At 74.3% G+C, this 25,115-nt stretch carries 2 protein-coding genes; both read left to right on the top strand.

Annotated elements, in window-relative coordinates; genetic code table 11:
- Positions 1-2: 2 nt before the first annotated feature.
- Positions 3-21,845 carry an amino acid adenylation domain-containing protein gene (locus tag ABZ385_RS29195; RefSeq protein WP_358913805.1) on the top strand — a complete coding sequence of 7,281 codons (21,843 nt, stop codon included), beginning with the start codon at positions 3-5 and terminating at the stop codon, positions 21,843-21,845.
- On the top strand, positions 21,842-25,051 hold the full coding sequence (gene fabD / locus ABZ385_RS29190) for an ACP S-malonyltransferase (protein ID WP_358913804.1): 3,210 nt from the start codon (positions 21,842-21,844) through the stop codon (positions 25,049-25,051). Before ABZ385_RS29195 ends, fabD begins: the two co-directional genes overlap by 4 nt.
- The last annotated feature ends 64 nt before the right edge of the window (positions 25,052-25,115 follow it).

Raw genomic sequence — 25,115 nt, 5'->3', positions numbered from 1 at the left:
ACATGACCGACGGGAAGCTGCTCGACTACCTCAAGCGGGTCACCGCCGAGCTGCGTGACACTCGCCGGAGGCTGGCCGAGGCGGAGTCGGGCCCTTCGAGCCACGAGCCGGTCGCGATCGTGGGCATGGCGTGCCGGTTCCCCGGCGGCGCCACGTCGCCCGACGAGCTGTTCCGGCTGGCCGTCGACGGCGTGGACGCCGTGTCGGAGTTCCCCGCGAACCGCGGCTGGGACCTGGAGGGCCTGTACGACCCGGACCCGGAGCAGACCGGCACCAGCTACACGCGCCAGGGCGGATTCCTCTACGACGCCGCGGAGTTCGACGCCGGCTTCTTCGGGATGTCCCCCCGGGAGGCCATGGCGGCAGACCCGCAGCAGCGGCTGCTGCTCCAGGCGTCCTGGGAGGCGCTGGAGCGCGCGGGCATCGCCCCGTCCTCGCTGCGCGGCAGCCGTACCGGCGTCTTCGCGGGCGTCATGTACAGCGACTACGCCTCGCGGCTCGGGCAGGACACGGGCGGCTTCGAGGGGCAGTTGCTGACCGGCAGCCTGCCGAGCGTGGCGTCCGGGCGCGTCTCGTACACGTTCGGCTTCGAGGGGCCTGCGGTGACGGTGGACACGGCGTGCTCGTCGTCGCTGGTGTCGCTGCACCTGGCGGCGGCCTCGCTGCGGTCGGGCGAGAGCTCCCTGGCCCTGGCCGGCGGTGTCGCGGTGATGTCCACCCCGACCACCTTCGTGGAGTTCTCGCGCCAGCGCGGCCTCTCGGCGGACGGCCGGTGCAAGGCGTTCTCGGACGCGGCCGACGGCACGGGCTGGTCCGAGGGCGTCGGTGTGCTCGTCCTGGAGCGGCTGTCGGACGCGCGGCGCAACGGCCACCAGGTCCTCGCCGTGCTGCGCGGCTCGGCGGTCAATCAGGACGGCGCCTCCAGCGGACTCACGGCGCCCAACGGCCCCTCCCAGGAGCGGGTCATCCGGCAGGCGCTGGCCGACGCCCGGCTCACCCCCTCCGACGTGGACGCGGTGGAGGCGCACGGCACGGGCACCACGCTCGGTGACCCCATCGAGGCGCAGGCGCTCCTGGCCACGTACGGGCAGGACCGCGACGCCGATCAGCCCTTGTGGCTCGCCTCGTTGAAGTCGAACATCGGCCACACGCAGGCCGCCGCGGGCGTGGCGGGCGTGATCAAGACGGTGCTCGCGCTGCGGCACGGCGTGCTGCCGCGGACGCTGCACGTGGAGCGTCCCTCGCGGCACGTGGACTGGCGCTCGGGCGCGGTGGAGCTGCTGACCGAGCAGCGGCCGTGGCCGGAGACCGGCCGCCCCCGCCGGGCCGGTGTCTCGGCGTTCGGGGCCAGCGGCACCAACGCGCACGTGATCATCGAGCAGGCGCCCGCCGAAGAGACGGCGGCGCGCGGTGGTGCGGCCGGCGCCGCGCCCGGGACCCGTGTCCCGGCCGTGGTCCCGGTGGTCGTGTCGGGCGGCTCCGAAGCCGCGCTGCGCCGCCAGGCAGACCGGCTGCGGGAGTGGCTCCAGGCCCGCCCGGAGCTGAGCCCCGCCGACGTCGGGTTCTCCACCGTGACGACCCGTGCCGCGCTGGACCACCGCGGGGTCGTCGTCGCCGCCGGCCGCGCCGAACTCCTGGACGGGCTCGGCGCCCTGGCCGCGGGCGATGCGGCGCCCGCAGTCGTGGAAGGCACCCTTGCCCCCGAGTCCGGCGTGGTGTGGGTCTTTCCCGGCCAGGGGTCCCAGTGGGCCGGGATGGCCGGCGGCCTGCGCGAGTCGTCCCCGGTGTTCGCCGCGCGGATGGACGCGTGTGAGCAGGCCCTGAGCGGCCTGGTCGACTGGTCGCTGCGGGACGTCCTGGACGACGCCGCGGCGCTGGAGCGCGTCGACGTGGTGCAGCCCGCGCTGTGGGCCGTCATGGTCTCGCTGGCCGAGGTGTGGCGCGCGGCGGGACTCGTGCCGTCCGCCGTCGTGGGTCACTCCCAGGGCGAGATCGCCGCCGCCTGCGCGGCCGGGGCCCTCTCGCTGGAAGACGGCGCTCGCGTGGTCGCCCTGCGCTCCCGCGCGCTCCTGGAGATCACGGGCGAGGGCGGCATGGTGTCCCTCGCCCTGTCGCCGGACGCCACCCGCGCCCTGCTGGAGCCCTGGGACGGACGGGTCTTCGTCGCCGCCGTCAACGGAGCGCGCTCCACGGTGGTTTCGGGCGACGCCGCAGCCCTGGACGAGCTGCTCGCGCACTGCGGGACCGAGGAGATACGGGCCCGTCGTGTCCCGGTCGACTACGCCTCGCACTCCGCGCACGTCGAGCGGCTCCGCGAGCGGATCCTGGATGACCTGGCGGGTCTCAGCCCGCAGCGGGGCGACATCCCCTTCCACTCCACCGTCACCGGGGAGGTGTTGGACACCTCGGGGCTCGACGCCGCGTACTGGTACGAGAACCTGCGCACCACCGTCCGCTTCGCCCCCGTCGTCGACGGCCTCCTCGCCGACGGGCACCGCACGTTCGTCGAGTGCAGCCCGCACCCGGTCCTGGCGCTCGGCGTCGAGGAGACGGCGCAGGACGCCGACTGCCAGGCCCTGGTGGTCGGATCGCTGCGCCGCGACGAGGACTCCACCCGGCAGATCCACCTGTCCATGGCCCGTCTGCACGCCCACGGCGTCCCCGTGGACTGGCGACCCTCCTTCGAGGGCACCGGCGCGCGCGTCGTGGACCTGCCCACCTACGCCTTCGAGTCCACGTCCTACTGGCTGCGGCCGCCGCGGCCGCTCCTCGACGCCCCCGTGGAGCTGGCGGAGGGCGGCCAGACGGTTGTGACCGGTCGCCTCTCCCTGCGCACCCACCCGTGGCTGGCCGACCACCGCGTGCGGGGCCAGATGGTCGTACCCGGCACCGCGCTCCTTGAGATGGCGCTGCACGCCGGCGGAGCGGTGGACGAACTGACGTTCCAGGCCCCCCTGTTGATTCCCGAGTTGGGTGAGGTCGAGGTCCAGGTCGTCGCGGGCCCGGCCGACGGGGACGGCATCCGCCCGCTGCGCCTGCACGCCCGCACCGCCGATTCCGACTGGCAGTTGCACGCCACCGGTGCGCTGCTCGACGCCGAGTCGCAGGACGGTGCCGCGGAGGACCCGGTGCCGTGGCCGCCCGTCGGCGCCGAGCGCGTGGACCTCTCCACCTGGTACGCGGACCTGGCCGAGCAGGGTCTTGAGTACGGGCCCGGATTCCGGGGCCTGCGGTCCCTGTGGCGGCACGGCGAAGAGCTGTACGCCGAGGTGTCCCTGCCCGAGCCGGTGCGGCCCGCCCTGCTGGACGCCGCCCTGCACTCCCTGGACCTCAGGACCACCCCCGCCATGCCGTTCTCCTTCACCGGAGTCCGCTGGCTCGACACGGAAGCGGCGGCCGACCTGTCCGCCCTGCGGGCACGGCTCACGCCCCTGGAGGGGGACGCCGTGGCCCTGCGGATCTCCGACGGGACGGGGCGCGGCGTCCTGACGGCGGACTCCCTGACGCTGCGTCCGCTCGACGGCATGAGCCTCGACGCGGGCCGGGGCTCGCTGTTCGGCGTCGACTGGGTGCCCGTGCGCCCGGCCGTCTCCCGCGCCGGCGACGCCGCTCGGGCCACCGTGCTGCTCTGCCCCGCCGTCGACGGCGAACAGCCGGACCGAGTACGGGAGATGACCTCCGCGGTCCTCGCCGGGTTGCAGGCCCGGCTCACCGACGAGGACGGCGACGAGGGGCGCCTGGTCGTGGTGACCCGCTCCGCCGTGGTGACCGGTACCGGAACCGCCGAGGAGGCGGACCCCGCCGCTGCCGCCGTGTGGGGCCTGGTGCGCTCGGCGCAGACCGAGAACCCGGACCGGATCGTGCTGGTCGACATCGACTCCGACCTCGCCCTCGACACCGACGGTGCGGACGGCGCGGCGGGTACCGGCGGCCTCTTTGGACTTCTGCCGACCCTGCTGGCCACAAATGAGCCCCAACTCGCCCTGCGCGGAGACGAGATGCGCGCCCCGAGGCTGGTGCGCGCGAAGCAGGGCGCCGGGACCGCGGTTCTGGCGCTGCCCGCCGAAGGCACCGTACTGATCACCGGCGCGTCGGGCACCCTGGGCGGCCTCGTGGCGCGCCACCTGGTCGCCGAACACGGCTCACGCGACCTGCTGCTCGTCAGCCGTCGGGGCGCCCCCGAGCTCGCCGGAGAACTGACCGCGCTCGGCGCGAGGGCGACGTCGGCGGCATGCGACATCCGCGACCGCGACGCGCTCGCCGAACTCCTCGCCGCCATCCCGCGCGAGCGCCCGCTGCGGGCCGTCGTGCACGCCGCCGGCACACTCGACGACGGAGTGATCGGCTCGCTGTCACCCGAGCGCCTGGACTCCGTCCTCGCGGCGAAGGCCGACGGCGCCTGGCACCTGCACGAGCTGACCCGCGACCTGGAGCTCACCTCCTTCGTGCTGTTCTCCTCGGTCGCCGCCACCCTCGGCACCGCGGGACAGGGCAACTACGCCGCCGCCAACGCCTTCCTGGACGCGCTGGCGCAGCACCGCCACGCCCAGGGCCTGCCCGCGCTCTCGCTCGGATGGGGCCTGTGGGCGGAGCGCAGCGCCCTCACCGGCCGCCTCGACGAGGACGACCTGGCGCGGCTCGGGGACGCCGGCGTCCTGCCGCTGGCCACCGACGAGGGCCTCGCCCTGCTCGACGCCGCGCTCGGCGCCGACCGGGCCCACCTCGTCCCCGTCCGCCTCGACCGCACGGCGGCGCGCTCCGCCGAGGGCACGCTGCCGCCGCTGCTGCGCGCCCCGGCGCTGCGCCGCCCCAGACCCACCGCCGGCGCACCGGCCGACACCGCCGCCGCGGGTGAGGGCGACGGGCTGCGGGCGGTCCCCGTGGCCGAGCGCGAGGACGTCGTCACCGAACTGGTGCGGCGCGAGGTCGCCGCCGCGCTCAAGTACGGATCGGCCGAGGAGATCGACCCCGACGCCGAGTTGCTGCGCCTGGGCTTCACCTCGCTGACCGCCCTGGAGCTGCGGAACAGGCTCAGCGCCCGCACCAAGCTGCGGCTGCCCGCGACCATGGTCTTCGAGCACCGCACGACCCGCGCCCTCGCCAGGTTCCTCACCGGCAAGCTGTCCGACGGCCAGGCCGCGCCCGCTCTCACCACCGATGAGCCCGGGCCCGAGGAGCGCGCGGACGACCGCATCGCCGTCGTCGGCGTCGCGGGGCGCTACCCGCTGGCCGAGACGGTCGGCGAGCTGTGGGACAACCTCGCCGCGGCCCGCCACTGCATCCGCGAGGTGCCCGCCGAACGCTGGGACGCGGGCGCCCACTTCGATCCCACGGGGGCAACGGCCGCGTACAGCAAGTGGGCCGGATTCATCGACGACGTCGACGCGTTCGACCCGCTGTTCTTCCAGATCTCGCCCGCCGACGCCGAGGCGATGGACCCTCAGGAACGCCTGTTCCTGCAGACCGCGGCCGCGACCCTGGACGACGCCGGATGCCCGGCCGCCACGCTCGCCGCACGGGGCCCCGTCGGCGTGTTCGTCGGCGTGATGGGCAGCGACTACGAGTGGATGAGCGGCGCGGCCAACGCGCTCGGCGTGCCGACCGAGGCGCACTCCCGGCACTGGTCGATCGCCAACCGGGTCTCTCACTCCTTCAACTTCACCGGCCCGAGCATGGCCGTGGACACCGCGTGCTCGTCGTCCCTGACCGCGCTCCACCTGGCCTGCCGGTCCATCGCCACGGGGGAGTGCTCCGCCGCCATCGCGGGCGGCGTCAACCTGATCCTGCACCCCAAGCACCTGCGCGGCCTCGCCCAGGCGGGGATGCTCTCCCACGACGACCGGCTCAAGGCGTTCGGGGCGGGCGCCGACGGCTTCGTCGACGGCGAGGGCGTGGGAGCCGTCCTGCTCAAGCCGCTGGCCGCGGCGCTCGCCGACGGGGACCGCGTCCTCGGCGTGATCCGCGGCTCCGCCGTCAACGCGGTCGGCGATGCGGGCGGTTACACCGTGCCGAGCGCCACCGCCCAGGCCGCCGTGGTCCGCGGTGCGCTCGACCGGGCGGGAGTGGCCGCCGACACCGTCGGCTACGTCGAGGCCCACGGCACCGGCACGCTGCTCGGCGACCCGATCGAGATCGCCGGGCTGGTCGACGTCTTCGGCGGCCGGAGGGACCCGGCGCACGGCACGGACAGGCCCGCGGTCGCGGTCGGTTCGGTGAAGACCAACATCGGCCACCTGGAGGCGGCAGCCGGCATCGCGGGGCTGACGAAGGTCCTGCTCCAGCTGCGCCACCGCACCCTGGTGCCGTCGCTGCACTCCGCGGAGCGCAACCCGGAGATCGACTTCGACACCACGCCGTTCCAGGTGCAGCAGACCCGCGAGCCCTGGGAGCGGCAGGCGCGGCCCAAAGCGGACGGGACACCCCGCGAGCTGCCGCTGCGCGCCGTCATCAGCTCCTTCGGCGCGGGCGGCTCCAACGCCTGCGTGGTCGTGGAGGAGCACCTGCCGGCCGGCGCGGCCGACACGCCGGAGCCCGTGGCGGACGACGGACAGGAACAACTGCTCGTCCTCTCCGCGAAGGACGAGGAGCGGCTGCGGACGTACGCGGCGGACCTCGCCGCCTTCCTGACCGGCGGGGCCCCGCGCCTGCCGGCAAGGACGGACGGGGCGCTGGAGCCGCGGGAAGCGGTGGCGGCCGCCGGCCGCATCGGCCTGCGCCTCGCCGCCGAGGTCGCCGGGGTGGCCGAGGACACGTTCGACCTTGCGACCGACCTCGTGGACTGCGGCTTCGGCGTGACCGAACGCGCCCGCTACCACGCGCTGCTCGCGCGGGAGCTGGGCGTCGACCCGCTGCCCGACGCCGCCCTGACGGCGGACACGATCGGGGCGGTCGCCGACGCGGTCGCCGATCTCGTGCCGAGCGCGGTGGTCGCCGCGGACACCGCGGCGGCGGATGCCGCTGCGGCGGACCTCCGGCTCGCCGATGTCGCCCATACCCTCCAGACGGGCCGCACCGCGCACGAGTTCCGACTCGCGCTGCCCGCGACATCGGTCGCCGAAGCAGCCGGGCTGCTCACCGCGTACGCGGCGGGCGAGGGCGCCGCGGACACCGTCACCACCGGACGGGCCCCCCGTTCGGCGACGCGGCTCTCCGACGACGAGGCCGTCGCGCTGCAACAGGCCGTGACGCGCCGCGATCTGACGGCCGTCGCCGAGCGCTGGGTGGCGGGTGCGGTCGTCGACTGGTCGCAGATCACGCCTCCGGCAGCACGCAGGATCGAGCTGCCCGGTTACCCGTTCGCCCGCAAGCGCCTGTGGATCCCCCAGCCGCAGGCCGGCGTATCCGTGCCGCACGCCGCCACGTCCATACCACAGGCCACCGCCCCCGCGTTGCCCGTGCCCGAAGGGAATGCCGACATCGACCCCGCCATCACCCAAGTCCGCACCGGATACGACCGGTTGGACTCGGCCTCGGTCTTTGGACTGTTCGGCGTCTACCAGCGCATGGGTGCTTTCCTGCGCCCCGGTGACCGGCACCGGAGCGAGGATCTGCGCACCGACCTCGGCATCCGGGACAAGTTCAGCAGGCTGCACGAGGCGATCCTCGACCTCCTCGCCGCCAAGGGCTTCCTGACCCGCGAGGGCGAGTGGTTCACCGCCACCGGCGCGGTCGACGGGGCGGACGGGGCCACGGCCGCGGACCGCTGGGAGGCCGACTTCGAGGACGTCGCCACCCGCTACCCGGACATCGCGCCGACGGCACGGCTCAACCGGCAGTTCCTGCGGTCCTACCCGAAGCTGCTGCGCGGCGAGGTGGTCGGGACCGAGGTCATGTTCCCCGACTCCTCGATGGAGCTGGTGCAGGACCTGTACAAGGGCAACCCGCTCACCGACTTCTTCAACGTGCTCGTCGCCGACACGGTCCGCTCCCATCTGGACTCCCGGCCACCGCAGTTGACGGACAGCGGCTCCTTCCAGGTGGTGGAGCTGGGCGCGGGAACGGGTGCCACCAGCGAGCGGGTGATCCCGGCGCTGGCCGGCCACCCGGACCGCGTGAGTTACACCTTCACGGACATCTCCCCGCGTTTCCTGGACTACGGCCGCGAGCGGTTCGCCGCGCAGTACCCGTTCGTACGCTTCCAGCTGCTCAACCTGGAACGCGGTCTCGCCGAACAGGACTTCCCGCCGGGTTCGGTGGACGCGGTCCTCGCCACCAACGTGGTCCACGCCACAAGAAACCTGCGGACCACCCTGCGCATGATGAAGGACCTGCTCAGGCCCGGCGGGCTCCTGGTGCTCAACGAACTGACCTCCATCCGCCCGTACCTGACCCTGGGCGGCGGCGTCATGGAGGGCTGGTGGGCCTTCCAGGACGGTGAGCTCCGTATCCCCAACTCGCCCCTCGCCGCGCCGGACAGCTGGATCACGCTGCTCGAGGAGGAGGGCTACACGGACGTCAGGGCCCTGGGCGCCGAGGGCGTCGAACTGGGCCAGCACGTGCTGGTCGCCCGGAATCCGGGTGTACGCGAGGACGCGGCACCGGCGGCCACCGCGCCGGCGGCCGTGACGGCCCTCGCGCGGCCGGACGTGCGGGACGCCGGGGACACGGTCACCGCCCGCCTCGGTGAGTTGCTGAAGAGCGTATTGAAGTTGGACGAACGCATCGACCCGGAGCGGCCTCTGGTCGACTACGGCTTCGACTCGCTCAGCGGCATGAAGATCGTGGCTGTGGTGGAGGACGCCTTCGGTGTCAACGTGCCCCTCGAGGAGTTCTTCGCGCGGCCGACGCTGGCCGAGCTCTCGGAGCACCTGCGGTCCCACTGGCTGGCCGACGCGGTTTCGCAGGCGGCGGCCGAGGCGGCGTCGCAGGCCGCGGCCGAACGCGTGAGCGAGCCGGTCGCGACGCACACGGTTGAGCCCGCCACGCCCGTATCCGTGACGGTCCGCACGCCGGAGGCGGCGCACACGTCCGAGCCGGTCCAGGCATCCGAGGTGGTCCGCACGTCCGAGCGGGCGCCCGCGGCCCAGCCGGTGCGTGCCGTCGACGGGACGCCCGCCGTGCGCGCCGCGGCCCGAGCCGTCCTGCGCCCCCGGCGCGACACCCACCTCGCCGACCATCCGCTGTCGGAGGGCCAGCGAGCGCTGTGGGTGATCGAGCAGATCGCACCCGGCAACTGCGCCTACAACCTGCCACTTGCCTTCTGGCTCGACGACCACGTCGACGTGCTGACGCTGCGGGTCGTCCTGCAGGACCTGCTCGACCGGCACGAGGAACTGCGCGCGAGCGTGCGCGAGGGCGAGGGCGGGCCGTTCGCCCGGATCGCCGCCGAGCCGGAACTGCCCTTCCGGCAGGTCTTTTTGACCTCCGTCGCGGACAGTGACCTACGGGACCGGATCCACGCCGAGCTGCGGGAGCCGTTCGACCTGGCCGAAGGGCCGCTTCTGCGCGCCACCCTCTACACCCTCGGCGACGGCCGCCAGGCGCTGCTGCTCACCGTGCACCACCTGGTGCTCGACGGACTGTCCATCCCGCTGCTGCTCACGGAGGTCGAGCGCGGCTACCGCGCGCTGCGCGAAGGACGTCCCCTGCCCACCGAGCGGCCCGCGCGCACCTTCGCCGACTTCTGCGCCCAGCAGCGCGAACTCCTCGCGGGCCCACGGGCGGAGCGCCTGCGCTCCTACTGGCTCGACCGGCTGCGGGACCGCCGCACCGCCGTGCCTCTGCCGCTGGACCGGCCGCGCCCGCCCGTGCCCACCTTCCGTGGCGCGAGCGTCGGCGGCCGCGTCCCCGCCGACGTCACCGAGCAGGCCCGCGCGCTCGCCGCGGCGGCCCGCACCTCGCTGTCCAGTGTCATGCTCGCGACTTACTTCGCGCTGCTCCACCGCTACAGCGACCAGGAGGACATCGCCGTCGGCACGCCGACGGCCGGCCGCCCGGCCAACGGCTATGACGACGTGCTCGGCTACTTCATGAACATGGTGGTCCTGGCCGAGAAGGTCGACGGCACGGAGGCCTTCCGCGATCTGGTCCGCCGGATCCACCAGATGGTCCTCGGCGCACTCGAACACAGCGCGTACCCGCTGATCACGCTCGCCGACGAGGTGCGCGGAGAGAACCCCGGCGCCGCCGCCGACGCGCTGTTCAACGCGGCCTTCTACTTCCACAACTGGGCGCGCGACATGCCGGAGGACGGCGTGGTGCGCGGCAGGGTCGAAGGGGTGCACCAGGAGGGCGAGTTCGACCTCACCCTCGACCTGGTCGACCAGCCCGAAGGCTGCCGGTACACGCTCAAGTACAACCCGGACCTGTTCGACGCCGCCACGGTGGAGCGGTTCGGTGACCACTTCGTCACCCTCCTGTCGGCCGCGGTCGCCGCGCCCGGCCGCGCGGTCGGCGACCTCGACCTGCTGACCGCCGACGAGCGCGCGCACCTCGCGCCGCCCGCCACCGTCGACTACCCGTCCGACACCCTCGTCTGGGAGCTGGTACGCCGTCAGATCCAGGCGAGGCCGGAGGCGGTCGCCGTCCGCCACGGCGGAACGGAGCTGACCTACCGCGCTCTCGGGCAGCGCGTGACGGCCCTGGCCGCCCGCCTCACCGCCGCGGGCGTCGGCCGCGGCCGCACCGTGGGCGTGCTGCTCCCGCGCGACGCCGACCTGCCGGTGGCGCTGCTCGCCGTGCAGGCCGCGGGCGGTACGTACGTGCCGTTCGACCCGGCGTACCCGCAGGAGCGCCTCGCCTACATGGCGGGGGACGCGGGACTCCACCTGATGCTCACGCATTCCTCGGTCGGGGCGGCCTGGGGCGGCTCGGCGCCCCGGCTCCTGATCGACGGGGGCCAGGAGCCGCCCGCGCTGCCCTCGCCGGGACCGGCCGGGCCCTCGGACGCCGCGTACGTCATCTACACCTCGGGATCGACCGGCCGCCCCAAGGGTGTCCGCGTCCCGCACCGCGCGCTGACCAACTTCTGCTGGTCGATGGCGCACGAGCCCGGATTCGGCCCGGCGGACACACTGTTGGCCCTGACCACCGTGTGCTTCGACATCTCCGGCCTGGAGCTCTATCTGCCGCTGATCACCGGCGGCACGGTGGACGTCCTGCCCACCGAGGTCGCCCAGGACGGACTGCGGCTGCGCGAGGCCGTCGAGCGCGGCTCGGCCACGGTCATGCAGGCCACCCCGGCGACCTGGAGCATGCTGTTGGCCGCCGGCTGGCAGGGCGACCCCGAACTCACCGTGCTGTGCGGCGGTGAGGCACTGCCCGGCGACACCGCCGAGGCGCTGCTGGCAGGCAACAGGGCGGTGTGGAACCTCTACGGCCCCACCGAGACCACCATCTGGTCGGCGGTGAGCCGGCTCCGCAGCGGCGAGCGCGTCACCATCGGCGCCCCGATCGACAACACCTCGCTGTACGTCCTGGACGGCTCCCGCAGGCCGGTCCCGATCGGCGTGCCCGGCGAGCTCTACATCGGCGGCGACGGCGTGGCCGACGGCTACCTGGGCCGCCCCGAACTGACCGCCGAGCGCTTCCTGCCCGATCCGTTCGCGGCCGGGACCGAGGCGCGGATGTACCGCACGGGTGACCTCGTGCGTCGGCGGGCCGACGGGCGCATCGACTACCTGGGCCGGATCGACTCCCAGGTGAAGGTGCGCGGCTTCCGGGTGGAGCTGGAGGAGATCGAGTCGACCCTGCGGCGCGTCGACGGCGTGCGCGAGGCGGTCGTGGTGGCCCGCGGCCAGGGCGGCGGCGACCGCTCGCTGCTCGCCTGCTACGTCCTTTCCGACGGGACCGCCGAGCCGACCAGGGAGCAGCTGGCGGCCTGGCTGCCGGCCCACATGGTCCCGGATGTGCTGGTCCGCGTGACCGGCTTCCCGCACACGCTCAACGAAAAGGTCGACCGGACCACGCTGGCCGCCCTTCCCCTGGCCGAGCTGCGGTCCCGCTTCGGCGTCCGCGGCGCCGGGCGTCCGGAGCCCGCCGCGGCCGGCGGCGGCGCGGAAGGGCGCGTCCAGGCCCTGACGGCCGAACTGGCCGAGGCGGTGGGGCGGCTGGCCGGGGTGCGCCCCGAGGAGATCGGCCCGCACACCCCGCTCGGCGAGGTGGGCATGAACTCGGTGAGCTTCACCGCGCTCAGCGCCGAACTGCGCAGGACGTACGGTATCGAGGTCCAGCCGACGCTGTTCTACCGCCGGGGCACGCTGGCCGCGCTCGCCGAGCACCTGTGGCAGGAGTATCCCGGCGAGCTGGCCAAGCGGTTCGCGTCCGCCGTGGCCGCGGTCGCTCCCGCCGTCGAGGCGCGGCCGGCCGAGGCCGGGGCCGAGGCATCGGTCGAGCGCCCGCGCGGCGGTGACGTCGCGGTCATCGGCATGGCGGGGCGGCTGCCGGGCTCGGCCGACCTCAAGGAGTTCTGGCACCACTTGAGCGCCGGGGACGACCTGGTGACCGAGGTGCCCGAGGACCGCTGGGGCCCGCGCGAGGCGGGTGGCCGCAAGCGCTGGGGCGGCTTCCTGCCGGACGTGGACCGCTTCGACGCCGCCTTCTTCGGGATCTCCCCGCGCGAGGCGGAGCTGATGGACCCCCAGCAGCGGCTGCTGCTCGAAGCGGTGTGGTCGGCCGTCGAGGACGCCGGCTACCGTCCCTCCGACCTCGCGGGCAAGCGGGTCGGCGTGTTCATCGGCGTCGCGGGCGCCGACTACCTCCAGGCGCAGCGCGACGCCGGGGTCGCCCCGCAGGCCCACACCGCGACCGGCGGCGCCCTGTCCGTCATCCCGAACCGGGTGTCGTACCTCCTCGACCTGCGCGGTCCCAGCATGGCCGTGGACACGGCCTGCTCCGGCTCGCTGACCGCCGTCCACCAGGCCGTCACCGCACTCCGTGCCGGCACCTGCGACCTGGCCATCGCGGGCGGGGTCAACCTGATCCTCTCACCGCGGGTGTACGACGTGCTCGACCAGGGCGAGATGCTGAGTTCCGACGGCCGCTGCAAGACCTTCGACAGCCGGGCCGACGGTTACGTGCGCGGCGAGGGCGTCGGCGTGGTGCTGCTCAAGCCGGACGACCGCGCGGACCTGGACGGCGACGCCGTCCACGCGGTGATCAAGGCGGTCGCCGCCAACCACGGCGGCCGCACCACCTCGCTCACCGCCCCCAGTCCGGACGCCCAGGCCGATCTGCTCGTCGAGGCCTACCGCGCCGCCGACGTGGCGCCGGAGACCGTCGGCTACATCGAGACGCACGGCACCGGCACCGCCCTCGGCGACCCGATCGAGACCCAGGGCCTGAGCACCGCCTTCCGCAGGCTGCACGCGGAGCGAGACACGACCGCGGCGCCCGGCTGCGTGATCGGTTCCGTGAAGACCAACATCGGTCACCTGGAGGCCGCCGCCGGCATCGCGGGCCTGTTCAAGGCCGTCCTCGCGCTGCGGCACGGCACCATCCCCGCCGGACTGCACCTGCGGGAGCAGAACCCCTATCTGGAACTCGACGGGGGCCCGTTCGAGATCGCCACCACGGCACGGCCCTGGCCGAAGCCCCGCGACAGCGCGGGGAACGGCCTGCCGCGCCGCGCCGGAGTCAGCTCCTTCGGCTTCGGCGGGGCCAACGCGCACATCGTCCTGGAGGAACCCCACATGCCGGACACCGGCGCCAAGGACACCGCGGCCGTCGAGCAGTTGTACGTGCTCTCCGCCCGCACCCCCGAGGCATTGCGGCACACCGCCGAGCGACTCGTCGACCACCTGGCGGACCAGGACGTGCCCGCGGGCGACCTCGCGTACACCCTGCAGACGGGCCGCGACGCGATGACGCACCGGCTCGCCGTGGTGGCGCGAGGAACGGCCGCGCTCCGCGCCGAACTGGCCGCGCACCTCGCGGGGCGGCCGTCCGCGGTGCGCGGCGGACAGGCCGAGCGGCGGCCGGCCCCGGTCACCGCGACCGGCGACCTGACCGCCCTCGCCGACGCGTGGCTCGCCGGAGCCGAGGTCGACTGGGCGGCCCTGCACCAGGGAACGCGGCGACGCCGCGTCCATCTGCCGACGTATCCGTTCGCCCGCACCAGGCACTGGTTCACCACCCCGGAAACCGCCCACGCGGCGGCACAGCCGCAGCGCGCCGCCCGGCTGCACCCGACCCTGCTCGACGCGCGCGACGCCACGGGCTCCGCGTCCGGAGGCACGGCGTACACGAAGACGCTCACGGGCCGGGAGTTCTTCCTGCGCGACCACGTCGTCGGCGGTGACCTCGTCCTCGCGGGTGTCGCCTACCTCGAAATGGCCCGCCTGGCGGGGGAGTCGGCGTTCGGGGCACCCGTCCGCGGGGTCGACGGCCTCGTCTGGGCGAGCCCGGTCCGCCTCCCCGCCGACGGCGGCGAGCACCGCCTCACGGTCGAGGTCACCGGCGACCGCACAGGACCGTCCTTCGAGATACGCACCGCGGGCGACGGACCCCCCGCGCACGCCCAGGGCACCCTGCTGCTCAGCACCGCGGGCGAGCGCCCCGCCCCCGTCGACCTGGCGGCGGCGCGCTCGCGCTCCCCGCGCGTCCTCGACGGCGCCGAGTGCTACGCGCTGTACTCCCGGTTCGGCTTCGACTACGGCCCGAGCTTCCAGGTGATCGAGCACATCGCCCTGGGCGAGCGCGAGGCACTGGCGTCGCTGCGGCTTCCCGAACCGCGCCGCGCGGACGCGGACGACTACGTCTTCCACCCGTCGCTGTTCGACGCCGCCCTGCAGACGGCGAGCAGGCTCGCGCCCGGCGCGGACGACCCCGCACGGCCGCTCCCTTACCTGCCGTTCTCGCTGGGCGCCGTCCGGCTGTACGCCACACTGCCGGAGCGGGTCCACGCCCACGCCACCCCCTCGGCCCACCCCGCCGCACCCGGAACGCTCGCCTTCGACATCGCGCTTGTGGACGGGAGCGGCGAAGTCCTCGCCACGATCGACACGTTCACCCTGCGGGAGGTCCCCGCGCAGGGCATGGCGCGGACCACGGCCCCGGCCGCGGCGTCGGTGACCGACACGGTTTCCGCGTACGAACCGGCCTGGGAGCCCGGTCCGCGGGTCCCGCGCGAGACGGACGCCACCGTGCTGCTGCTGGACGCGGGCACCGAGGGACACGCGCTGCTCACCGCCCTGACGGACACGGGCGCCGACGCCCTGCGCGTCGCCCTGGGCACCGGCTTCGGCGTCGACGAGGCGCTCGCCGCCGCCCGGGTCGCGGGCCCCGTCCACGTGGTGCACCTGGCCGGGCCCGACGCCGGGCCCGGCAGCGCGGTGGAGCACGGCTTCCACGCGGCGACGGCGTTCCTCCAGGCATGGCAGCGGGAGCGCCGCGGCGCGCTGCGCTACCTGTACGTCCACCGCGACCCGGCCGTCTCACCGGCGCACCCGGCGATGGGCGCCTTCGCGCGCTCGGTGCGCAGGGAGCTGCCCACGGTCGACTTCGGCGTACTGGCCGTCGCGGACGGCCGCTCCCTCGCCGACGCGGTGCTCGCCGAGCTCGGCGCCGCGGGCGAAGCGGAGGTGCGCGTCGACGCGGCGGGTCGGCACCGGCGCGCCTGGCGCCAGGTGGGCCTGGGGGCCGCCGGGTCCCCGCTGTTCACCGGGCCGGGAGCGCATGTGATCACCGGCGGCACCGGTGCGCTCGGGCTGCTCGTGGCCGAACACATCGCCGCCGCGCGCCGCGCCGCCGGGCAGACCGCGGGCGGGATCGTCCTCGCCTCCCGGACCGCTCCCGGCTCCGAGGCCCTGGCGAGGATCGCGGCCGTCGGCGCGCACGTGGTGCGGGCCGACGTCGCCGACGCCGCGGGGGTGCGGAGCCTGATCGACGAGGCCCGCCGCCTGCACGGCTCGGTGAGCGGCGTGCTGCACGCGGCCGGGGTCCTCAGGGACGGCCTGCTGCTCGGCAGGGACCGGGCGGACACGGAGGCCGTCCTCGCCGCCAAGGTGCACGGCACGGTGCTCCTCGACGAGGCGACACGGCACGAGCCCCTCGACTACTTCGTGGCGTTCTCCTCCGGGGCGGCCGCGTTCGGGAATGTCGGACAGACCGACTACGCCTACGCCAACGCCTTCCTCGACCACTTCGCCGAGCAGCGCGAGCGGCAGCGTCATGAGGGCGCGCGGCGCGGCCGCACCCTCGCCGCCGCCTGGCCTGTCTGGGCCGACGGCGGCATGCGGGCCGACGCGGCCGGCACCCAGTACATGGCCAGGGAGCTGGGCATGCGCCCGCTGCGCACCGGACCGGCCCTCGACGCGCTCGACCGCGCCCTGGCGGGCACGGCGCCGCGTCTGCTGCTGGCGCCCGGCGACCCGGCGCGGGTGCTGGCCGAGCTGAACGGCACACCGGGCCAGGCCCCGGCGAAGGCCGCACCCGCGGTCCACGCCGCCGCGTCGCAGCAGGCGGGCGAGGACACGTACGCCCGCGCCGAGCGCCTGGTGCTCCAGATCATGGCGGAGGAACTGAAGCTCCCGGAGGCGGAGATCGCCGTCACGGAGCCCCTCGACCACTACGGTGTGGACTCCCTGATCACGCTGAGCGTGACCCGGCGCCTGGAAGAGCACTGCGGCCCGCTCTCGAAGACCTTGCTCTTCGAGTATGTGACCGTCGGCGAACTGGCGGACCATCTGGCCGCCTCGCACCCCGAGGCGTTCACCGCGCCCGCCGCCCGGACCTCCGGGCCCACGCGGCTCAAGGACCTCGCCCCCGCCACCGTGAGCGACACGGCGGCGGCCCCGGGAACCGTCCCGGCCGCCGACTCGGGCGACGACATCGCGATCATCGGTGTCGCGGGGCGCTACCCGCAGGCCGACGACGTGGACGAGTTCTGGCGCAACCTGCGCGCGGGACGCGACAGCATCGAGGAGATACCGGCCGACCGCTGGAACCACGACCGGTTCTACGACCCGGACAAGTCGGTCCCCGGCAAGACGTACGGCAAGTGGGGCGGCTTCGTCCGGGGCGCCGACCGCTTCGATCCGCTGTTCTTCCGCATGTCACAGATCGAGGCCGAACTCACCGACCCCCAGGAGCGGGTGTTCCTGGAGACGGTGTGGCACCTCATGGAGGACGCCGGCTACACCCGCGACCAGCTGCGGGCCTCCCGCACCGGTGTGTTCGTCGGCATGATGTACGGCCAGTACCAGCTGTACGGGGTCCAGGACGCGCTGCGCGGCGAAGGGCTGCCCCCGCACTCGTCGTTCGCCTCGGTCGCCAACCGGGTGTCGTACTTCTTCGACTTCTCGGGGCCCAGCGTCGCCGTGGACACGATGTGCTCCTCCGCCCTGGTCACCATCCACCAGGCCTGCCAGGCCATCCGCTCCGGTGACTGCGAGGTCGCGGTCGCGGGCGGCGTCAACATCTCCAGCCACCCGGCGAAGTATCTGCAGCTGGCCTGGCGTGGCTTCCTCGCCGAGGATGGCCGCTGCCGCAGTTTCGGCACCGGCGGCACGGGATACGTCCCCGCCGAGGGCTCGGGCGCGGTGCTCCTCAAGCGCCTCGACGCCGCGGTGGCCGACGGCGACCGCATCCTCGCGGTGGTCAAGGCGTCCGCCGTCAACCACGGCGGAACGGGTCGCGGCTTCAACGTCCCCAACCCCAAGGCACAGGGCGACCTGGTGCGGGCCGCGCTCGACCGGGCGGGGATGCGCCCCGCGGACCTGGACTACGTGGAGGCGCACGGCACCGGCACCGCGCTCGGTGACCCGGTGGAGATCAACGGCATGCTCCGGGCCTTCCAGGACGACATGCCGGAGCGGCTGCCGATCGGCTCGGTCAAGTCCGGCATCGGACACGCCGAGTCGGCGGCCGGCATCGCTGCCGTCACCAAGGTGCTGCTGCAGATGCGCCACGGCGAGCTGGCCCCCTCGCTGCACGCGGACGACCTCAACCCGAACGTCGACTTCGCGGCGACCCCGTTCGAGGTCCAGCGCGAACTGGCGCCGTGGCCGCGCCGCGTGCTGGCCGACGGGACCGAGCGGCCGAGGACCGCGGGCGTGAGCTCCTTCGGGGCGGGCGGGACCAACGCGCACGTCATCCTGCAGGAGTTCCCCGAGGCACAGCGGACGTCGACCACCCCGGCGGAGACCCAACTCGCCGTGCTCTCCGCCCGCGGGGGCGACCGGCTCGTGGAGCAGGCGCGCAGGCTCGCCGCGCATCTGCGCGCCGAGGGTGCCGGAGCGACCCCGCTGGACGTCGCGTGGACGCTCCAGTCGGGGCGCGAGGCCATGGCGCACCGCCTTGCCGTCCGCTTCGACACCCTGGCCGAACTGGCCGCGCGCCTCGACGAGTTCGCTGTGGGCGAGGTGCCCGTCGGCAGCTGGACCGGAGTGGTCGACCCGCGCAGGCCCGCTCCGGCCGGCGCCCCGTCGACCGATCCCGCCGTCTGCGCGGTCGCCTGGACGTCGGGCCGGCCGGTCGACTGGTCCGTCCTGCACGGGGGAGTGCCGCCCCGGCGGGTGCCGCTGCCCGGTTACCCCTTCGGGGGCGAGCGGGTCTGGCTGGCGGCGGCGGACGCCGAACTGGCGAAGCTGGAGCAGGACTTGGCTTCCGAACCCCTGCCCTCCGGTGCCTTTGCTGCCTCGCCCGCCGATGTCTCCCCTGCCTCCCCTGCCTCCGCCGCCTTCCCCGCCTCCGCCGAGGAAGGGGTGCTGCTGGCCACCCATTGGGTGCCTGCCCAACTGCCGGCACGCGCCGGCCGGGTCGGGCCGATTGCCGTCCTCGCCGCGCCGGGCACCGAGGCGCTCGCCGGCCGCCTGGCCGCCACCCTGCCCGCGGCGGAGGTGCTCACCCCCGAGCGCCTCGCCGCCGACCTCACCGACCCCGGCACCCGCTGGGACCGATTCGACGGGGTGATCGATCTGGCGGGCTGCGCAGAGCCCGACGGGTCCGGCGGATCCGGTGCGGCCATGGACCGTTCCGCGCTGCGCACCTGGCTGGCCTGGCTGCAGCACACGGTCGACCGGAGCAGGGGTGGACTGGTCGCCCTGCTGGTCTCCCGCGACACGGGGGCGGCGGTCCACGGCGGCGCGGCCCGCACCGGGCTCTACCGCATGCTGCAGAGCGAGTACCGCCACGTGACCTCACGTCACGTCGCCGTGGGCGTGTGCACGGACGACGCGCTGTGCCGCCGAGTCGCCGACGAGATCGGCGGTGAGGCGCAGCCCGGCGAGATCGCCTACCGCGACGGCGTGCGGCACCGCGCGGTGCTGCGCGAGCTGCCCGGCGCACCGGAGCACGCGGCGCGCTTCCCCGACGGGCATGTGCTGTGGGTGACCGGGGGCACGCGCGGGCTCGGCCTGCTGACCGCCCGGCACTTCGTCGAGCGGTACGGCGTCCGCAAGCTGGTCCTCACGGGCCGCGAGGCGCTGCCGTCCCCAGAGCGCTGGGTCGCGCACATCGCGGCGGACGACGCGCTGGGCCGCAAGCTGCGCCCGCTGGCCGAACTGGCCGACCGGGGCGTGGAGATCGAGGTCCTCGCCGTGCCGCTGGACGACAAGGAGGCCACTGCCGCGGCGGTGGCGGACGTCCGGCGCCGGCTCGGCCCGATCGGCGGAGTGATCCACAGCGCCGGAGCGGTGGACACCGACAACCCCGCCTTCGTGCGCAAGCCGTGGAGCGGCGTCGAACGCGTGATCGGCCCCAAGGTCTTCGGCCTCGACACGCTCGTGGAGTGCCTCCGCGGCGAACCGCTGAGCCTGTTCGTCATGTACTCCTCCGTCGCCGCGGCCGTACCCGCGCTCGCCGTCGGGCAGAGCGACTACGCCATGGCCAACGCCTACCTGGACACGGTCGCCGAGGCCCGCCCGTACGGGCTTCCGCTGGTCAGCGTGGCGTGGCCGAGCTGGCAGGACACCGGCATGGGCCCGGCGCGCAGCGCCGCGTACCAGTCGTCCGGTCTCGCGACGCTCACGGACGAACAGGGACTGCGCCTGCTCGACCGGGCGTTGGCGAGCGGCGCGCGGGTGGTCGTGCCCGCCGTGGTGCGGCCGGAGGCCGACTGGCGCCCGGAGCGGTTGACCGATCGCCGCCTGACTCCGGAACCTGTCACTCCGGACCCCGTCACCGCTGCGGCCGCAGCCTCCGGGCACGCCGCGGTGGCGGACGACGCCTCGCCCTCCGGGACCCCCGCAGTGCTCAAGGAGGCGGCCGGCGCGGCGGCCTCCTGGCTCCTGGACCGGCTCGCGCTGGAGCTGCGCTTCGACCGGGCGCGGCTCGCCGGGAACGTGCCGGTGCACGACTACGGCATCGACTCCATCCTGGTCACCCAGCTCGTCCAGACCCTCGGCAAGCAGCTCGACGTGTCCCTCGACCCGTCCGCGCTGTTCGAGCACCCGACCGCGGACGAGTTCGCCGCCTACCTCGCCGACGAGCACCCGGACGACCTGCTCGCCGCCTTCGGCCCCGCCCCGTCCGACGCCCCGGCACCGCAGGCCCCCGAGGCACCGGCCGCCCGAGCCGTCGTCCTCGAAGCGGCCGACCCGGCCGTCGCGCGACCGGCGTCCACCGGGGCGGACATAGCGGTGGTCGGCCTGTCCTGCAGGTTCCCCGACGCCCCGTCCGGCGACGCCTACTGGGAGCTGCTGCGCCAGGGGCGTTCGGCGCTGCGTCCCGTACCGCGGGAGCGCTTCGGCAAGCCGGTGGACCACCACGCGGGGCTGCTGCCCGACGTACTCCGCTTCGACCCGGAGGCCTTCCTGCTGTCGGAGGGCGACGTCGCCGCGATGGATCCGCAGGCGCTGCTGCTCCTCGAAGAGGTGAACAGGGCGGTGCACCACGCCGGTTACCGCCCGGCGGAGCTGAAGGGCCGCCGGGTCGGCGTCTACGTCGGAGGGCGTGCGGCGCACATGCCGGACGAGGCGCGACTGGCGCGGGCGCAGAACCCCGTGGTGATCACCGGTCAGAACTACCTGGCCGCGAACATCTCGCAGTTCTTCGACTTCCGCGGCCCGAGCCTGGTCGTCGACACCGCCTGCTCATCGGCCCTGGTGGCGATGGACATGGCCGCGCGGGCGCTGCGCGCGGGCGACATCGAGTCGGCCGTTGTCGCGGGCGTCAGCCTGCTCGCCGACGACAAGCCGTACGACCTGTTCGGCCGACGCGGACTGCTCAACCCGGGCAAGGAGTTCCACCTCTTCGACCGCAGGGCGGCCGGGCTGATCCTCGGTGAGGGCGTCGGCGTCGTCGTGCTCAAGCCGCTGGCACGGGCGCAGGCCGACGGGGACCGGGTGCTCGCGGTCCTCAAGGGCATCGCGATCAACAACGACGGCAGGACCGCGGGCCCGGCCACCCCCAACCTCCAGGCGCAGAAGGAGGTCATGGCCACGGCGCTCGCGCAGAGCGGCGTGGGGACCGAGGACGTCGGCTGGGTGGAGGCCAACGGATCCGGCACGACCGTCACCGATCTGCTCGAACTCAAGGCGGTGCAGGCGGTCTACCGGGCCGGTTCCACGCGCCCCGTGGCACTCGGCTCGGTCAAGCCGAACATCGGCCACCCGCTGACGGCCGAGGGGATCGCGGCGTTCATCAAGGTGGTGCTGATGCTGCACCACCGGGAGCAGGTGCCGTTCCGCTCCGGGCAGGAGCCGCTCGACCACTTCGACGTGGCCGCCTCCGCGCTGTACTTCCCCCGGGCGTCCCGCCCCTGGCCCCAGGACGCGGGAGTCGCCGCGCTCAACTGCTTCGCCGACGGCGGGACCAACGCGCACCTGCTGCTCGCCCCCGCGCCCGGGGCCCCGCTTCCGACCAGGCGACCGCTGCCCGAACCCGAATTGAACCGGAGGACCGTCATCAGAGGCACCGCCGAGCCCGCGGCCCCGGCCGGCGGCCTGTTCTGGGAGAGCTACCGATGAACGAGCGACTGGCGAGCGAGCCGCCCAAGAGCGCGGAGCCACGGCTTCCCGTGGTGTTCATGTTCTCCGGCCAGGGCTCCCAGTACTACGGCATGGGCAAGGAGCTCTTCGACGCCAACGAGGTCTTCCGCACCACGCTGCTGCGCCTGGACGTCGTGGTCCGTGGGCACCTGGGCGAGTCGGTCGTCGACCGCGTCTTCGACCCCGCCAAGCCCAGGAACCACCCGCTCGACGACACCAGGATCACCCACCCCGCCATCGTCATGATCGAGCTGGCCCTCACGGAGGCCCTGCGCGCCGAGGGCATCGAGCCCGACTACGTGCTCGGCTCCAGCCTCGGCGAGTACGCGGCGGCCGTCGTCGCGGGCAGCCTGTCCGCGGACGACTGCCTGCGCGTGCTCGTCCGGCAGGCCGGCATCATGGCCGGCAGCCCCCGCGGCGGCATGCTCGCCGTGCTGGCCGGGCCCGAGGTCATGGAGACGGTGCCCGAGCTGGGCGCCTGCGAGGTCGCGGCCCGCAACTACCCGGGCAACTTCGTGGTCGCGGGCGGGGAGGCAGAACTGGCCGCCGCCGAGGCGGCCTTGCGAGCGGCCGACGTGCTGCACCTGCGGCTGCCCGTCGAGTACGCCTTCCACTCCCGGCTCCTCGACCCGGTCGTCGGGGCGTGCCGCGACAGCTTCGAGGGCGTGGTGCTCGCACGGCCGCGCGTCCCCTGGGTCTCCTGCGCGACCGGGGAAATTGTGCAGGACGTCACCCCGGAGCACTTCTGGCACGCCGCGCGGCGCACGATCGACTTCGAGCGCGCCATGGCCGGCCTGCGGAGCCGCGGGGACTTCCTCTATCTGGACCTCGGTCCGTCGGGCAGCCTCCACAACTTCGTCCGCGCCCTGCTCCCGGCGGGTACGGGCGCCCGATCCCTGCCGCTGCTCAGCCAGTTCGCCAAGGACACCGACCTGCTGGCCGAGGTCCGCACGCACGCCGCCCCGACGACACCACGGAAGGTGCAGGGAATGAAGGTCTACGGATTCCCGGGCCAGGGATCTCAACGCCGCGGCATGGGCAAGGAGTTGTTCGCTCGATTCCCCGAACAGACAGCGATCGCCGACGACGTGCTCGGCTACTCGATCGAGGAACTGTGCGTCAGTGACCCGCACCGACGGCTCGGCCGCACCGAGTTCACCCAGCCCGCCCTCTATGTCGTCGGCGCACTGTCCTATCTGGAGCGGCTCGCCGACGACCCGGTACCGCCGGACCACGTGATCGGGCACAGCCTCGGCGAATACGTGGCGCTGTTCGCCGCGGGGGTCTTCGACTTCGCGACCGGACTTCGCCTGGTGCGGCGGCGCGGTGAGCTCATGGCCGCCGCGGGAGGCGGGGCGATGGCCGCGGTCGTCGGCGTCGACGAGGCGACCGTCACGCGCGTCCTCGCGGAATCGGACCTCGGCGGCCTCGACCTGGCCAACTACAACGCCATGGACCAGTTCGTCGTCTCCGGGCCCGACGAGCTGATCGACACGGCCTGCCCCGCCTTCGAGGCCGTCGGTGCCCGCACGGTCCGGCTGCACGTCAGCGCCCCGCTGCACTCGCGGTACATGCGCCCGGCGGCGGAGGAGTTCGGCCGGTTCCTCGACGGGGTCACCCTGCACCCGCCGAAGATCCCCGTCCTCGCCAACGTCGATGCCCGGCCGTACACGGCCGACACGGTCAGGGAGCGCCTGGTGTCGCAGATCGCCTCGTCGGTCCGGTGGACCGACACGGTGCGCACCTTGATGGCGTACGGGGACTTCGAGTTCACGGAGCTGGGGCCGGGCAGGGTCCTGACGAAGCTGGTGACGCGCATCAGGGACGCCGCGGAACCGCTGACCCCGCGGGACGACCGGCCGACGGCGCAGACGCCGGCCGCGACCGGGACGCCCGCCGACGAGGGCGAGCCGGCGGGGATCGACGCCGGATCGCTCGGCGCCCACGGCTTCCGCGAACGGTACGGGCTGCGGCGCTCCTACGTCGTGGGGTCGATGTACGGCGGGGTGTCCGGGCGGGAGCTGGTGCGCGCGGCGTCGAAGGCGGGCCTGCTCGGCTTTCTCGGCATCGGCGGGCTCCAGGACGACGAGGTGGAGCGGCAGTTGCACGGGCTGGCCGAGGACCTCGGCCCGCACGGCCACGGCGTGAACCTGCTCTATCCCCACCGGGCACCGGAGCGGGAGGCCCCGCTCGTCGACGCGCTGCTGCGGCACGGTGTCGGCCTGGTCGAGGCGTCCGGCTACCCCTTCGTCACCGAGGAGCTGGTCCGCTACCGGCTCAAGGGCGGCCGGATCCTCGCGAAGGTGTCCAGGACCGACCTCGCCGCGGCCTTCCTCGCGCCGCCGCCGCACCAGCACGTCGCGACGCTGCTCGCCAAGGGATCGGTGACGCGGCGGGAGGCCGCCACTGCGGCCCGGCGCCCCATGGCGGACGACCTGTGCGTCGAGGCGGACGGCGGCTGGCTCGCCGGCACGGCGAACCCGCTCTCCCTGCTCCCGGCGGTTCTGCGGCTCCGGGACGAGGCGGCCCTGCCGGGCCACCGGGTGCACGTGGGATGCGCGGGCGGCATCGGCACCCCGGAGGCGGCCGCCGCAGCCTTCCTGATGGGCGCCGACTTCGTGCTGACCGGCTCCATCAACCAGTGCTCGGTGGAGGCGGCCACCAGCGCCGCCGTCAAGGACCTGCTGCAGGAGGCCCAGGAGTACGACGTGGACACCGCGCCCTGGAGCGAGCTGTTCGAACACGGCGTCCAGGCACGCTACTTGAAGCGCGGCCAGTTCTTCCCGGCCAGGGCGTCCAGGCTGCACGACCTGTGGCGCCGCCACGCCTCCCTCGCCGAACTCGACGCCCCCACAAGGAAGCAGGTCTTCGACCGCTACCTGGGCGGCGAGGACCCGGGGGCGACGGCGGCGGGCCCCGACCCCAAGGCGGAACTGGCCGAAGTGTTCCGCGCCTACTTCCGGCGCGGCCTGCGCCTCGCGGTGACGGGCGACCGGCAGGCCACCGTGGACTACCTGGTGCACTGCGGACCGGCGATGGGCGCCTTCAACCAGGCGGTCGCGGGGACCAGCCTGCAGCCGTGGCGGGCCCGCACCGTCGAGGCCGTCGCCGACCACCTCATGGACGGCGCCGCCGCCCACGTCACGGCCCGGCTGCGGGCCCTGCGACCGGCACAAAAGATCTAGAGAGACGGAGGAAGGAAAGCTACGATCAGTAACCGTCCCGGAGGGCACCACCGGTGTCACCGCG

Source organism: Streptomyces sp. NPDC005898 (assembly GCF_040629635.1).
In the GTDB taxonomy this organism is placed as follows: Bacteria; Actinomycetota; Actinomycetes; order Streptomycetales; family Streptomycetaceae; genus Streptomyces.
Note: the sequence above shows the minus strand (reverse complement) of the source record. Positions and strands in the feature narration are given on the sequence as shown.